Source organism: Niallia sp. FSL W8-0635, assembly GCF_038007965.1.
Taxonomy (GTDB): domain Bacteria; phylum Bacillota; class Bacilli; order Bacillales; family Cytobacillaceae; genus Niallia.
In genome coordinates this window covers 3070584-3085909 of the sequence record NZ_JBBOYD010000001.1, presented here as the reverse complement: position 1 = coordinate 3085909, position 15326 = coordinate 3070584, and the positions used below count along the sequence as shown (strand labels likewise).

General features: G+C 35.0%; 16 protein-coding genes. 15 read left to right on the top strand and 1 reads right to left on the bottom strand.

Annotation, left to right across the window (positions count from 1 at the left end):
* The first annotated feature begins 17 nt into the window (after positions 1–17).
* The 12 genes from alaS (at position 18) to NYE52_RS14915 (ending at position 12431) form a co-directional block, all read left to right on the top strand.
* Entirely contained in the window at positions 18–2645 is a 2628-nt protein-coding gene (gene alaS, locus NYE52_RS14970) for an alanine--tRNA ligase (protein WP_341193807.1), read from the top strand.
* A 75-nt stretch (positions 2646–2720) separates the two neighbouring features.
* The gene (locus NYE52_RS14965) at positions 2721–2987 is read left to right on the top strand and encodes an IreB family regulatory phosphoprotein (RefSeq protein WP_031538876.1); all 267 of its coding nucleotides are present in this window, start codon (positions 2721–2723) and stop codon (positions 2985–2987) included.
* A 4-nt stretch (positions 2988–2991) separates the two neighbouring features.
* Entirely contained in the window at positions 2992–3408 is a 417-nt protein-coding gene (ruvX, locus tag NYE52_RS14960) for a Holliday junction resolvase RuvX (protein ID WP_341193806.1), read from the top strand.
* A gap of 13 nt (positions 3409–3421) precedes the next feature.
* A complete protein-coding gene (locus tag NYE52_RS14955) occupies positions 3422–3706 on the top strand; it encodes a DUF1292 domain-containing protein (protein WP_341193805.1) in 285 nt (94 codons plus the stop codon).
* A gap of 254 nt (positions 3707–3960) precedes the next feature.
* Positions 3961–5112 (top strand): endolytic transglycosylase MltG, encoded by a 1152-nt coding sequence (gene mltG / locus NYE52_RS14950; protein ID WP_341193804.1) that lies wholly within the window; start codon positions 3961–3963, stop codon positions 5110–5112.
* Positions 5113–5417: 305 nt separating this feature from the next.
* Entirely contained in the window at positions 5418–6059 is a 642-nt protein-coding gene (locus NYE52_RS14945; protein ID WP_341193803.1) for an O-methyltransferase, read from the top strand.
* Positions 6060–6061: 2 nt separating this feature from the next.
* A complete protein-coding gene (locus NYE52_RS14940) occupies positions 6062–6991 on the top strand; it encodes a peptidase U32 family protein (protein ID WP_341193802.1) in 930 nt (309 codons plus the stop codon).
* Between the two features lie 19 nt (positions 6992–7010).
* On the top strand, positions 7011–8279 hold the full coding sequence (locus tag NYE52_RS14935; RefSeq protein ID WP_341193801.1) for a peptidase U32 family protein: 1269 nt from the start codon (positions 7011–7013) through the stop codon (positions 8277–8279).
* Positions 8280–8284: 5 nt separating this feature from the next.
* Positions 8285–8920: a uridine kinase gene (gene udk, locus NYE52_RS14930; RefSeq protein WP_341193800.1), complete on the top strand. Its 636-nt coding sequence runs from the start codon at positions 8285–8287 to the stop codon at positions 8918–8920.
* 408 nt (positions 8921–9328) lie between these two features.
* Complete coding sequence (greA, locus tag NYE52_RS14925; RefSeq protein WP_031538886.1) at positions 9329–9805, top strand: transcription elongation factor GreA; 477 nt, start codon at positions 9329–9331, stop codon at positions 9803–9805.
* 98 nt (positions 9806–9903) lie between these two features.
* Complete coding sequence (locus tag NYE52_RS14920; RefSeq protein ID WP_341193799.1) at positions 9904–11667, top strand: peptidoglycan D,D-transpeptidase FtsI family protein; 1764 nt, start codon at positions 9904–9906, stop codon at positions 11665–11667.
* Positions 11668–11798: 131 nt separating this feature from the next.
* Positions 11799–12431: a DUF1510 family protein gene (locus NYE52_RS14915; protein ID WP_341193798.1), complete on the top strand. Its 633-nt coding sequence runs from the start codon at positions 11799–11801 to the stop codon at positions 12429–12431.
* 38 nt (positions 12432–12469) lie between these two features.
* Here the strand turns inward: NYE52_RS14915 and NYE52_RS14910 are convergent, their stop codons facing one another.
* Complete coding sequence (locus tag NYE52_RS14910) at positions 12470–12682, bottom strand: DUF2536 family protein (protein ID WP_341193797.1); 213 nt, start codon at positions 12680–12682, stop codon at positions 12470–12472.
* A 235-nt stretch (positions 12683–12917) separates the two neighbouring features.
* On the opposite strand from NYE52_RS14910, the gene NYE52_RS14905 reads away from it, so the two are divergent.
* From NYE52_RS14905 to NYE52_RS14895, 3 genes are all read left to right on the top strand, one after another.
* Positions 12918–13550: a class I SAM-dependent DNA methyltransferase gene (locus tag NYE52_RS14905; RefSeq protein ID WP_341193796.1), complete on the top strand. Its 633-nt coding sequence runs from the start codon at positions 12918–12920 to the stop codon at positions 13548–13550.
* Positions 13551–13568: 18 nt separating this feature from the next.
* The gene (gene mtnN / locus NYE52_RS14900; RefSeq protein ID WP_341193795.1) at positions 13569–14261 is read left to right on the top strand and encodes a 5'-methylthioadenosine/S-adenosylhomocysteine nucleosidase; all 693 of its coding nucleotides are present in this window, start codon (positions 13569–13571) and stop codon (positions 14259–14261) included.
* A 141-nt stretch (positions 14262–14402) separates the two neighbouring features.
* Positions 14403–15326 carry a PLP-dependent cysteine synthase family protein gene (locus NYE52_RS14895; protein ID WP_341193794.1) on the top strand — a complete coding sequence of 308 codons (924 nt, stop codon included), beginning with the start codon at positions 14403–14405 and terminating at the stop codon, positions 15324–15326.

The following is a 15326-nucleotide window of genomic DNA, read 5'->3' as shown; positions in this document are numbered from 1 at the left end:
AAATAGGAGGAAATGTGATGAAGAATTTAACTGGCGCAGAAATCAGAAGCAAATTTTTAGAATTTTTCCAGGGTAAAGGTCATGCGATTGAACCAAGTGCATCTTTAGTACCCCACGAAGATCCGTCTTTATTGTGGATTAATAGTGGAGTTGCTACTTTAAAAAAGTATTTTGATGGTCGAGTAATTCCTGAAAATCCAAGAATAACAAATGCACAAAAATCTATCCGCACAAACGATATTGAAAACGTAGGGAAAACAGCTCGTCATCATACATTCTTTGAAATGCTTGGTAATTTTTCTATTGGTGATTATTTTAAAGAAGAAGCAATTGAATGGGCTTGGGAGTTTTTGACTGATGAGAAATGGATTGGCTTTGATAAAGAGAAGCTATCTGTAACCATTCATCCAGAAGATGAAGAAGCATATCTCCTATGGAGAGATAAAATTGGTGTTCCAGAAAACCGAATTATTCGTTTAGAAGGAAACTTCTGGGATATCGGTGAAGGTCCAAGTGGTCCTAATACAGAGATATTCTACGATCGTGGTCCAGAATATGGCGACGATATCAATGATCCAGAATTATATCCAGGTGGAGAAAATGATCGTTATTTAGAGGTTTGGAACCTTGTTTTCTCTGAATTTAACCATAATCCAGATGGTACTTATACACCACTTCCAAAGAAGAATATAGATACTGGAATGGGTTTGGAGCGTATGGCATCTGTAGTTCAAAATGTTCCTACAAACTTTGATACAGATTTATTTATGCCAATTATTCAAGCTACGGAACAATTAGCAAGCGTGAAATATGGTGAGAATTCTTCAAGTGATGAAGCATTTAAAGTTATCGCAGATCATATACGTACAGTTGCTTTTGCTATTGGTGACGGAGCACTTCCATCCAATGAAGGAAGAGGCTATGTTTTAAGAAGATTATTGCGTAGAGCAGTACGTTATGCAAAGAAAATTAATATCAATCGCCCTTTTATGTTTGAACTAGTTCCGGTTGTGGCTGAAATAATGGTCGATTATTATCCAACTGTGAAAGAAAAGACAGCGTTTATCCAAAAAGTAATGAAAAGTGAAGAAGAGCGATTCCATGAAACATTAAATGAAGGTCTAGCAATTCTTTCAGAAGTAATGGAGAAAGCAAAAGAAAAGGGTGTAATTGCAGGAGAAGATATTTTCCGATTATATGATACCTATGGTTTCCCAGTTGAGCTTACAGAGGAATATGCAGAAGAGCAAGGTCTTGGTATAGATCATGAAGGCTTTGAAAGAGAAATGGAAAGTCAGCGTGAGCGTGCAAGAAAAGCTCGTCAAGAAGTCGACAGTATGCAAGTCCAAAGTGGTGTTTTAGGGAATATCACAGTAGAGAGCGAATTTATTGGATATGACAAATGGGCAACAGAAGCAAAGATAGTGGCATTATTGAAAGACGGGGAAGAAGTAGAATCTGCAGAAGCTGGCGATGAAATACAGTTTATCTTGGATAAAACGCCATTCTATGCAGAAAGCGGTGGTCAGATTGCGGACAAAGGAACGGTAAAATCTGATCATGGAATAATTACAGTGACAGATATACAAAAAGCCCCTAATGGTCAAAACTTGCATAAAGGAACGATTGAAACGGGAGCAATAACGGTAAATGAACTAGTAGATGCAAGAGTGGATAGACAAAACCGTTCGAAAATTATTAAGAACCATACAGCAACTCATTTATTGCATCAGGCATTAAAGGATGTTCTAGGAACACATGTAAATCAAGCAGGTTCCCTTGTTCAACCAGATCGTTTACGTTTTGATTTCTCTCATTTTGGACAAATTACACCAGAGGAATTAGATGAAATAGAAAAAATCGTAAATGAAAAGATTTGGGAAAGTATTGCAGTTCAAATCGATTATAAAAATATTGATGAAGCAAAAGCAATGGGAGCAATGGCGCTATTTGGTGAAAAATATGGAAAAATCGTGCGAGTTGTTCAAGTTGGTTCATATAGTTTAGAGTTATGTGGTGGCTGTCATGTAGACAATACATCAGCAATTGGTCTATTTAAAATTGTATCGGAAGCAGGAATTGGTGCAGGAACTAGACGTATTGAAGCAGTAACTGGACAAGCTGCATACCAGCAGTTAACGGATCAAATCCATTTATTGAAAGAAGCTGCAAATAAGTTAAAGACTAGTCCAAAGGATGTTTCTACTCGAATCGACAGTCTTCTTACAGAAGTAAAGCAATTACAGCGTGAAAATGAGTCACTTGCTGCAAAAATAAGCAATATTGAAGCTGGTAACCTTGTAGATAAAGTGAAAATAATTAATGATGTTCCAGTTTTAGCAGCTTCCATACCAAATGTCGATATGAATAATCTTCGTACTATGGCAGATGAACTGAAACAAAAAATTGGCTCGGTTGTATTAGTACTTGGTAGTGCAAATGAAGGCAAAGTAAATATCATTGCTGGTGTAACAAAAGATTTAATGGATAGAGGCTTCCATGCAGGGAAAATTGTAAAAGAAGTTGCTTCCATTTGCGGCGGTGGCGGTGGCGGTCGTCCAGATATGGCTCAAGCAGGCGGAAAGGATCCTTCAAAATTAAAGGATGCTATAGATTTTGTAGAAGATTACGTGAAATCCGTTTGATATTAGGGACAAGTAGTGTAAAATGTAGATAACTCTTAACAGAAATTGTTCGAAAAGGAAATGGGGTGTTTCAAGATGAGCTCATTCGATAAAACAATGAGATTCAATTTTCCAGAAGAACCATATGAACATGATGTAAAAGAAGTACTTTATCAAGTATATGAAGCACTTCAAGAAAAAGGGTATAATCCGATTAATCAAATTGTTGGTTATCTGCTTTCCGGTGATCCTGCTTATATTCCCCGTCATATGGACGCGCGGAATATCATCAGAAAATTAGAACGTGATGAAATCATTGAGGAACTTGTGAAGTTTTATTTAAAACAGCAACGAGAGGAATAAACATATGCGAGTAATGGGCTTGGATGTCGGCTCAAAAACAGTAGGAGTAGCTGTTAGTGATGCTTTAGGGTGGACAGCACAAGGAATTGAAACGATTCAAATAGACGAAGAAAAAGAACGATTTGGCCTAGATCGTATTGGATCCTTGATTGTTGAGTATGATGTAGGTAAAATAGTGGTTGGACTTCCAAAAAACATGAATGGTAGTATAGGCTTTCGTGGCGAAGCTAGTCAATTGTATGGCAAGCTATTAGAAGAACGATTTGAACTACCAGTTGTTTTTTGGGATGAAAGACTAACAACAATGGCTGCTGAGAGAGTCCTTTTGGAAGCAGATGTTAGTAGAAAAAAACGTAAAAAAGTTATCGATAAAATGGCTGCATCCTTGATTTTACAAGGGTATTTAGATAGCCAAAAATAATGAGGTGGAAATTATGGAACACGGTGAAACTAATACAATTACAGTTGTAGACGAGCAAGGAAATGAACAATTATGTGAGATTCTATTTACATTTGAATCTGATGAATTTGGAAAATCATATGTATTATACTATCCTATGGGAGAAGGGGATGACGATGAAGAAATCGATATCCACGCATCTTCTTTCATTCCAAATGAAGAAACTGGAGATGGTGAGCTTTCTCCGATTGAAACAGAGGAAGAATGGGATCTTGTTGAAGAAATGTTAAATACATTCCTAGCAGAACAAGAAGAATAATAATTTCGTTTATAAAGAGTCCATTAGGGCTCTTTTTTTTGTTGTTTGCCTTCGATATGGTGTTAAATTTAAATGGTATAAAAAGACAATATAGTATACGAATAGAGCAGATAGTAATGTTACTAATCACCTTTCTATCCTTCCCATCTACATGTAAATTTCGATAAAAGCTATAACTTCCTTTGCAAAATATAGTATAATAGGTCGAGATATGTAAAAAATGTTTGAGTGGTGTGTGTCAAGGAGGGAAAAGATTGACTAAAAATAAAGAGGAAAACAATGCTTTGAAAAGTAAGAAAGAGTTATTTTTAGCTAATTTACATCAGAGACAACAAGAAGCTAAATTAGTGAGAAGAATTGTGGCAATCGTTGCCTTTGTATTGATTATTATTGTAGCTATTGTAGGGACATCTGGTTATTTCTATATTAAATCAGCATTACAACCAGTTAATCCTGAAAGTGAGCAAGAAATTATTATTGATATTCCAATTGGTTCTGGTGTAAGCACTATTTCTCAATTGCTTGAAGATAATGGACTTGTAAAAAATGCAAAGGTGTTTAAATATTATGTGAAATTTAAAAATGAGTCGAATTTTATGGCAGGGGAATATCATATGAATCCTTCTATGTCGATTCAAGAAATTATTGATAGTTTAAAAACAGGTAAAATTATGCAAGAACCAGTCTTTACAATGACGATACCGGAAGGCAAGCAGCTACAAGAAATTGCCGTTATTATAGCAGAGAAAACAAATCAAAAGGAAGAAGATATTTGGAAGCAATTAAATGATGAGGCGTTTATCAAAGGTTTAATGGCGAAGTATCCAGATATTCTAACAACAGAAATTTGGGCTAAAAATATAAAACATCCCCTCGAAGGATACTTATTCCCTGCTACTTACGCTTATTATGAAGAAAAGCCAACGTTAGAAGCAATTGTTTCTGTCATGCTTGATAAAACAGAAAGTGTAGTAAGTGCTTATGAAACGGAAATTGAACGAAATAATTTAACTGTCCATCAATTCTTGACGATGTCCTCATTAATTGAAGAAGAGGCAACAAAAAATGTGGATCGAAAGAAAATTGCAAGTGTCTTTTATAATCGTATTGAACAAGGTATGCCTTTACAAACAGATCCTACTGTTCTCTATGCACTAGGTGAACATAAAGATAGAGTACTCTATAAAGATTTAGAGGTAGATTCCCCTTATAATACGTACCAAAATGTAGGACTACCACCTGGTCCTATTGCGAATGCTGGAACAGTTTCTATGGAGGCTGCATTACATCCAGATGAAACGGACTATTTATATTTTCTAGCTTCTAAGGATGGGAAAGTCTATTTCGCTAAATCACTTAATGAGCATAATGACTTGAAAGCTAAGTATATAACGGAGAATAATTAGAAACTGGACTGCAGACAAACAATATGTGTTGCTGCAGTCTTTTTCTATTTTTTATATTTTCATCTGCATACTAATTTGTTCGAAAAATCGACAATAATTATCTAGAATTCCCCATGAAGACCGAAGATTTATTAGCATTTGGCAATATTTTATGATAAAATGGTACAAGTGTTTTTGAGTATATCTTAATTAATTATCCGAATTTCATACACTTTTTTAGTTGTTAGGTTCTTTATCAGAAGCTAACTATTTTTAGGTAGAAGACAAAAGGATTGGGCTTTAAGGAAAATAGGAGGGACTCATCCTTGCAAAATAAACAAATCCTGGATTACATTGAACAATTAATCCCAGAAAGAAATGAGCAGATAAGAGAAATAGAAGAGTACGCTATCCAGAATGAAGTGCCGATTATGGAGTTAGTAGGAATAGAAGCATTATTACAATTATTGCGTATTCAGCAGCCTAAAAAAATATTGGAAGTTGGAACGGCCATTGGCTATTCTGCATTAAGAATGGCAGAAGCACTCCCATTTTCTCAAATAATAACGATTGAAAGAGATGAACAACGGTATTTAGTAGCGAAAGAAAATGTAAAAAAGCTTAAACGAGAATCACAGGTTAGCTTATTGCAAGGTGATGCCCTTGAACTTGATTCCGCTGTGGAAAAACACGGGCCGTTTGATGCCATTTTCATTGATGCGGCAAAAGGTCAGTATCAAAAGTTCTTTAATCTATATAGCCAATTTTTGTCAGATGGTGGAATTGTATATACAGATAATATATTATTTCATGGTTTAGTTGCATCAAGTGAGATAGAGAGCAGAAACCTTCGCCAATTAGTACGTAAAATAAGAAATTATAATCAATGGCTTATGGAAAATGAGGATTATCACACAGCAATTTTGCCTGTGGGAGACGGTATTGCAATTAGTAAAAAGAGGGGATAATAATGAAAAAACCGGAATTACTAGTAACGCCAACCAACATAAATGATATAGAGCCACTTATTGATAATGGAGCAGATGCCTTTGTTATTGGTGAGCAAAAATTTGGTTTAAGATTAGCTGGTGAATTTAATCGTGAAGAAGTAAAAAAAGCGATTGAAATTGCTCACAAACGAGAAAAAAAGGTATATGTAGCCGTAAATGCCATTTTTCATAATGATAAAATAGAAGAAGTAACAGAGTATCTTCGATTTTTAAATGAAGTAAAAGCAGACGCGGTTATCTATGGAGATCCAGCTGTTTTAATGATTTCGAGAGAAGTAGCTCCAAGCTTGAAATTACATTGGAGTACAGAAACAACAGGAACGAACTGGTACACATGTAATTATTGGGGGCGAAAAGGAGCTAAGAGAGCAGTTCTGGCGAGAGAAATTAGCATGGATGCTATTATTGAAACAAAAGAAAATGCAGAAGTGGAAATTGAAATTCAGGTTCATGGAATGGCAACAATGTTCCAATCAAAACGTACCTTGCTAGAACACTATTTCCAATATCAAGGGAAAGAAGTAGAATTAGAAGCTATCAAAACAGATAAAAACCTCTTTTTGCATGATAAAGAAAGAGCCAATAAATATCCCATTTTTCAAGATGAAAATGGAACACATATTATGAGTCCAAACGATATTTGTATAATCGACGAGCTTCAAGATCTTATAGAAGCTGGTATTGATTCTTTCAAAATCGAAGGACTTCTAAAAGATTCAGCATATATTATTGCGGTTACTGGCTTTTATCATAAAGCGATATCAATGTACTTAAATAATCCAGATCAATATGACGAAGAAAAAGACAATTTACTTGCGGAAATGGAAAAAATTCAACCACCTAATAGATCATTAGATACAGGATTTTTCTTTAAAGAAACGGTTTACTAAAAAATGGAGGAGAAGGGAAATGACAATAGTTAAAGATCCTATTTCTGAAATAAGAGATGGAAAAAGAGTAATTGTAAAGAAACCGGAACTATTAGCACCAGCTGGCAATTTAGAAAAACTAAAAATTGCTGTTGCATACGGGGCAGATGCTGTATTTATTGGTGGGCAAGAGTATGGACTTCGCTCAAATGCTGGAAACTTCACTTTTGAAGAAATGAAAGAAGGAGTGGAGTTTGCTAAGAAATATCAGGCAAAAGTATATGTAACAACAAATATATTTGCACATAACGAAAATATCGATGGCTTGGAAGATTACTTATTAGGTTTAAAAACAGCAGGTGTACACGGAATAATTGTTGCTGACCCTCTAATCATTGAAACTTGTCGGCGAGTTGCTCCGGAAATTGAGGTGCATTTAAGTACTCAGCAATCTCTTTCTAACTGGAAGGCCGTTCAGTATTGGAAGGAAGAAGGATTAGAACGTGTTGTGCTTGCTCGAGAAATAGGTGCAGACGAAATAAAAGAAATGAAGGAAAAAGTAGATATTGAAATTGAAACCTTCATCCATGGAGCAATGTGTATTGCTTATTCAGGTAGATGTACGTTAAGTAATCATATGACTGCTAGAGATTCAAATCGTGGTGGATGCTGTCAATCCTGTCGTTGGGATTACGATTTGTACAAGCAGGAGGGCGAAGAAGAGCAGGCTTTATTTACAGATGAGGATGCACCTTTTGCAATGAGCCCGAAAGACTTAAAGCTAGTTGAATCGATTCCACGGATGATTGAACTAGGTATTGACAGTTTGAAAATTGAAGGTAGAATGAAATCCATCCATTATATTGCTACAGTTGTTAGTGTTTATCGAAAAGTAATTGATGCATATTGTGCTGACCCAGATAATTTTGTCATTCAAGAGGAGTGGCTAAAAGAACTGGATAAATGTGCAAATCGAGACACAGCTCCTGCGTTCTTTGAAGGACAGCCGGGGTATAAAGAGCAAATGTTTGGAAATCATAGCAAAAAGACCACTTTTGACTTTGCTGGTTTAGTGCTGGATTATAATGAAGAGACAAAAATGGTAACATTACAACAAAGAAACTTCTTTAAACAGGGGCAGGAAATTGAGTTTTTCGGTCCGGAAATTGATAATTTTACAATGATTGTAGATAAAATATGGGATGTAGACGGTAAAGAAATGGAAGCTGCTAGACATCCATTGCAAATTGTTAAATTTAAGGTGGATCACCCTGTTTATCCAAATAATATGATGCGAAAGGAGCTTTAATTAGCATGCAGCCGAAACCAGTAGTTATAGGTGTCGCAGGTGGCTCCGGTTCTGGAAAAACAAGTGTGACCAAAGCTATATTTGACCATTTTAAAGGACATTCGATTTTAATGATCGAGCAAGATTATTACTATAAAGATCAATCTCATTTACCTTTTGAGGAGAGATTGAAAACAAATTATGATCATCCTCTCGCATTTGATACGGAGTTATTAATCGACCACATTCAAAAATTGTTAAATTATGAATCGGTTGAAAAGCCTGTATATAATTATGCCATGCATACCCGTTCAGATGAAACCATACTAGTGGAGCCTAAGGATGTAATTATAGTTGAAGGTATTTTAATATTAGAGGATGAGAATCTCAGAGATTTAATGGATATGAAGCTGTTCGTTGATACAGACGCTGATTTGCGCATTATTAGAAGATTGATGAGAGATATCAAGGAAAGAGGAAGATCTATTGACTCCGTAATTGAACAATATGTCAATGTAGTTCGTCCGATGCATAATCAATTTATAGAACCAACGAAGAGATATGCAGATATTATCATTCCTGAAGGTGGCCATAATCATGTAGCAATTGATTTAATGGTTACAAAAATTCAAACAATTCTTGAACAAAAATCACTTTTATGAAAGAATAGATAATGTTCTTAATAAATTTCCAACAAATAGGCTGTTTTTTATAGAGACAGTCTATTTTTCCCAATATGGATTATGTAAGAAACCATAGGTAAAAATACAGGGAGAATAGATAAGAAGTATTATTGTATTTTTATTAAGGCTGTGGGCATAGCAAGAAACTTTAAGAAAACAGCCTATAAAAAACATTAGTCAGTGAAAAATGTGTAAGTTGAACAGATAATCTGATAGAAAATGCTTTCTTTTTTCTTCAATCCGTATTAAACTCATTCTATTAGAAAAAAAGCGCGTCTATCCAAAGTTGTCGTGCTATTATCTTTAATACATAATTTATTAGGGGTTTTTTAGAATAGCAATTATGTTATTTTTTCTACTAATCCCATACTTGAAGGAGTGAAGATTTTGGCAATCGAAAAAGAATTTCCAATGACATTAGCAGGTAAAGAGAAATTAGAACAGGAACTAGAACAATTAAAAACAGTAAAACGTAAAGAAGTAGTGGAACGTATTAAGATTGCTCGTAGTTTCGGGGATTTATCCGAAAACTCCGAGTATGATTCAGCGAAAGAGGAGCAAGCGTTTGTAGAAGGTCGTATTACGACAATTGAAAATATGATTCGTAATGCTAAAATAATCTCTGAAGATGAATTGGACCGTGATACGGTTTCCCTAGGTAGTTCTGTTACTTTTATTGAGCTTCCAGACGGAGAAGAAGAAACATATACAATCGTTGGTAGTGCGGAGGCAGATCCGTTTGAAGGGAAAATTTCTAACGATTCTCCAATTGCAAAAAGCTTATTCGGCAAAAAAGTTGGAGATAAGGTAATTGTACAAACTCCAGGTGGAGAAATGAATGTACAAATCGTAACAATTAAATAAGTATAATCTAAATGAGTTGGTAACATAATAAAAAGTTATCATGTACTTGTTTATAAATGAAACACCTCGTCAAGACTCTTGATGAGGTGTTTTTTTATATGTGGAGAAAAAGGATAGTTGGCGTTGGTATCGTTTTTTTATTGGCCCTTAGTGTATTGCTTGGTCGGTTAATCCAAGTGCAGTTAGTAGAGACATACCATTTTACCAAACACAATATTAATTTGGTGGAGGCAAGTGTGCAACAAAGATCGCAGGAAATGGAATTGGATAATGGACGAGGAACCTTTCTTGATAAAAATGGAGAGTCGCTTACACACCAGACAAAAGCAGTTTTAATATTATTTCCGTTTTTAAATAAAATGGATTGGGACAGTAAAAAAGTAGCGGATATTATTGGGACCAGTGAATATAATGTAGAGAATAGTATATTAGATGCGAAGGATCCTGTAGTTTTTGGAGGAAAGGAACCACTTGAGTTAACAAGTAGTCAGATGTCTGCAATCAATCAGTTGAAAATTCCAGGTGTATTTGCTGCTGAGAAAAAATTTCATATTAATAACAATATTGCAGAGCAATTGTTAGGTATTACAGGACAAAATGAAGAACAATTACAAAAGCGATACCCTGATAGAAAGCTAGCAGGTTCTACATTAATTGGATTAACTGGGTTAGAAAGAAGCTTTGATGAATTTCTTTTACCAGATGGGGAATCCAAACTGGTTTACCATGTTGATGCAAAAGGAGGTCCGCTATTTGGCTTAAACGTTAAATATGTGGAACCAGGGAATCCTTTTTACCCTGTTAATGTTCGAACTACAATAGACACTGATTTACAGGAAATGGCGGAAAAATTAGTCGATGAACAAGGAATAAAAAAAGGTGGCTTAGTTTTGTTAGATTTGGAGGATAATTCTGTTGCTGCAATGGTTTCAAGACCACAGATAAATAAGACAGATCCTTATCAGACAGACGGAGTGAATAATTATATGCTAAAGCAGCAAATTGTTGGATCCGTTTTTAAAACAGTTATTGCAGCTGCAGCCATTGATAATAAATTAGACGACGATAATAAGCAATATGATTGCAGTAGAAAGATTAATGGAAATCCAGACCCTAATTATCAGCATGGTATGTTAAATTTTACAGAAAGCTTTGCTGTTAGCTGTAACAATACGTTTGGAACCTTGGCAAAAGAATTAAAAGAAATAGATGAGAATTTAATTGAGGAATATGCAGAGAAATTATCATTAACAAGCTTGGTTGGATGGCAAGGGAGTGTTTTTCATTCCGCAGATTTCCAACAGTTTAATGGAGAAGAAAAGGGAAGAGTATTTCTTAACGAAGAGGCAAAAAAGGATAAGAACTATGTTGCTTTAACTGGAATTGGCCAGCATGAAGTCCGTGTTACTCCACTAGCTGTTGCGAATATGATGGCTACTATTGCTAAAGGTGGAACAAAGGAGAGTGTACAAGTTGTATCAGACATTCAATATAAAAACGGAACGACCTTTTTCTCTTTTGAAAAACAAGAGCTGGATGGTGAACAAATTTCGCCCTATACTGCTTCAAGACTGCAAAAGCTATTAAGAGAAGTTGTTACGAATGAGAAGGGGACAGGTAGATGGTTTCAGGATCTTCCCTATGAAGTGGCAGGTAAATCTGGGACTGCAGAAACCGGCGTTTTTCAAGATGGAAAGCAACTTCATAATAAGTGGTTTGCAGGCTACTTTCCATATGATAAGCCTAGGTATGCATTAGTAACGGTGAATTTAGATGTCTTTTCAGATGAAGGTGGAGTGAATCAGCTATTTGCAGAGATGGTTAAAGGGGTATATGAAGAGCAACAAAAGAACGCACAATAAACACTTCTTTGGTTCATGCTTTTCTAAAAGTGTACTACCATGTTAAAATATGAACAGTGAAAAAAGTATTGTATGAGTAAGTCAACTTTATATATATAGGAATAAGGATAGTCAATAGGAGGAGAAACACCTTGAGTAAAGAAATAAATAATGAAAATAATACGAGATATCAACAACGATCCAAAAGAAAGAAAACAAATCTTATTTTAAATGGATTAATTATTGCCGTTATTTTGCTAATCGGCTTCGTATCTTATTCTATTTTTCATACGAATGATGAAAATAATGCTGATACAAAAAAAGAAACGGAAACGAAGGTTGATCAAGAAGGAACGGATGTCGAAACAGCAAATCCAACAACTGAAGCAGACGAAACAACGGAGGAGGAAGATACAACAGTAGAAGAAACAGAAAATGGAGAAATCGTTACAGAAGGTGGCAGTGACTCCAATGTCGTTAAAACAATTGAAAATCCTTCCTGGCAGCCTGTCGGAACAACACAAACTGGTGATCATGTTGCATCTTATTCAGAAGGGGTGGATTGGAATGAGCAAATAAATGCTTTAGCCTATGCCACTGGATTAGATAGTAGTAATATGACTGTGTGGTTCCTTGGAAATAATAATAAAGATCCACATAAATCAATAGGAACCGTTTCTTCTAAAGATCAATCTGAAAAATATAGAGTATATATTGAATGGGTAGATGGAAGCGGATGGAAGCCGACAAAAGTTGAGGAAATAAAAGATTTAAATATTCGCTAAGGAAAGAACTGGAGAAATTCTCCAGTTCTTTTTAAGTATCAAAAATGCTTTTTCATTTTAAAGTGGACAACCGCGGTATAATAAGGTCGACCATTATCTAGTATAGTAACTTGATGAGATACAGAGTGGACAGAAAGTAAAATCGATTTATTTACTTCAATTTTTTCGTTTATTTTTTTTTCAACTGTCTTTATGCTATCCCCTTCGAAAAACTCTACTTTATCTTCAATCATTTCTAATTGAATATTCATGAATAAAACTTCCTTTCCTAATACGAGTAAAAATATCATACCATATGAATTCAATGGAATAATAACCAAATTAGATAATTATTCAGAGGGGAATTGTTGCAAAATAGGAAATAAACTTACTATTTTAAGATTCTTGATAATATAAAGAAAGATATGATAAATTAAGAACAAGTAATATTGAAAACCATAGTATACTTATAGGAATTGTACATTATAACAACAGGGGTGCTAATCTATGGGGAAAGAGTTTCTTGAAATCTTTGAACAATGGGCTGATTCTTATGATGATAGTCTTACTAAAGATAAAGAATATGAAGAAGTTTTTCGTCATTATGACCATATATTGAATAAAGTTGCGGAGCGTTCCACTGGTCATGTTGTTGAATTTGGACCTGGTACAGGGAATTTAACACTAAAATTAATTGAAAATGGCTTAAAGGTTACAGCGATTGAGCCATCACCTGCTATGAGAAAGATAGCTCAAGATAAAATTGGCAAAAAAGCAATGCTAATAGAAGGTGATTTTCTTCAATTTAAGCTCGATAGTAATCCAGATACATTTGTAAGTACGTATGCTTTTCATCATTTAACCGATCAAGAAAAAGACGAAGCGATTAAACTTTATAGTAATCTCCTCCCTAAAGGTGGTAAAATAGTTTTTGCTGATACGATGTATCTTACAACAGGAACTTACAACAAAGCCATTAAAGATGCAATGGAAAAGGGACATCATAATTTAGCAGAAGATTTACAAAGAGAATACTATACAACCATTCCTATTCTTACGGATATCTTAGAGAAAAATGGCTTTTCTCCTCGTTTCGAAAAGATGAATGACTTTGTTTGGATTATGCAAGGGGAAAAATAAACGAAAGAGGTTAAAAAATTGAAAATCGCAATTATCGGAGCAATGGAAGAAGAAGTAACTTTATTACGAGAAAAAATAACGAATAAGAAAGAGCGGACTATCGTTGGATTTCAATATATTGAAGGACAATTATTCGAGAAGGATGTGGTTCTACTTCGCTCAGGCATTGGGAAAGTAAATGCGGCGATGAGCACAACCATCCTCCTTCAAACTTTTAAACCTGATTATTTAATTAATACTGGATCAGCAGGAGGATTGAATCCTGAACTAGAAGTAGGGGATGTTGTTATTTCGAATGAAGTACGTCATCACGATGTAGATGCTACAATTTTTGGTTATGAATATGGGCAAGTTCCACAAATGCCTGCAAGCTTTAAGGCAAATGAAAAGTTAATGGATATTGCAGAACAGAGCGCCAAAGAAATTGGTAATCATGCAGTAGTAACAGGATTGATTACAACAGGTGACTCGTTTATAAATCAACCTGAAAAAGCAGCTTTTATTAAATCGAAATTTGGAAATTTGCAAGCTGTTGAAATGGAAGCAGCAGCTATTGCTCAAGTAGCGCATCAATATAACATTCCATTTGTTATTATTCGTTCTCTATCTGACATTGCTGGAAAAGAATCTCATCTATCTTTTGATCAGTACTTAGAAAAAGCAGCAGTACATTCAGCGAATCTAGTTATAGGAATCGTTGAGAGAATCTAAAAAAAAGAGAAGGGTTTGATACCCTTCTCTTTTTTTCTTGCAATGTTGAGTAAACAACTGTGATTAATTTGAATTAAAGAAATTATGAAGAAGTAACATTTCCTCTCCATAATGGTAAGAATAATAAGGGGGGTGTAAAGTATGGATGTTTATCAAAATGTACATCAATTAATTGGCCATACACCTGTTGTTGAACTGAATCATTTTTCTTTACCTGAAAATGTTCGTTTATTTGCAAAGCTGGAATTTTATAATCCAGGGGGAAGTATTAAAGATAGACTAGGATATGAATTAATTCAAGAAGCATTGCAGAGTGGAAAGCTTACTAAAGGCGGAACCATTATTGAGCCTACTGCAGGTAATACAGGAATTGGGCTTGCTCTTGCAGCTTTGAATACAGGAATAAAGGTAATGGTTTGTGTACCTGAAAAATTCAGTATTGAAAAGCAAGAGATAATGAAGGCGTTGGGTGCAGAAATTATCCAAACACCAACATCATTAGGAATGAAAGGTGCAATAGAAAAAGCGAAGGAACTGCATCGAAAAATTGCTAATTCCTATATACCTGGACAATTTGAAAATGAAGCAAACCCAAATACGTATTATAAAACACTTGGACCGGAAATTTTGAAGCAATTGAATCATCAAGTGGATATATTTGTTGCTGGTGCTGGAACAGGCGGTACTTTTATGGGAACAGCACGGTACTTGAAAGAACAAAATGCAGCGATTAAAACAATAATAGTTGAACCAGAGGGATCCATTTTAAATGGTGGAGAAAGTGGACCACATAAAACAGAAGGAATCGGGATGGAGTTCTTACCAACTTATATGGATCCGAGCTATTTTGATAAAATATACACCGTTTCAGATTCAGATGCTTTTGAATATGTAAAGCTTGCAGCCAAAAAGGAGGGCTTGCTTATCGGGAGTTCTTCTGGATCCGCTTTATATGCTGCTGTTCAAGAAGCAAGGATAGCAAAAAGCGGGACTAATATTGTTGTGGTTTTTCCAGATTCTAGTGATCGTTATATAAGCAAAAAAATATTTAATGGAGGAATGTAA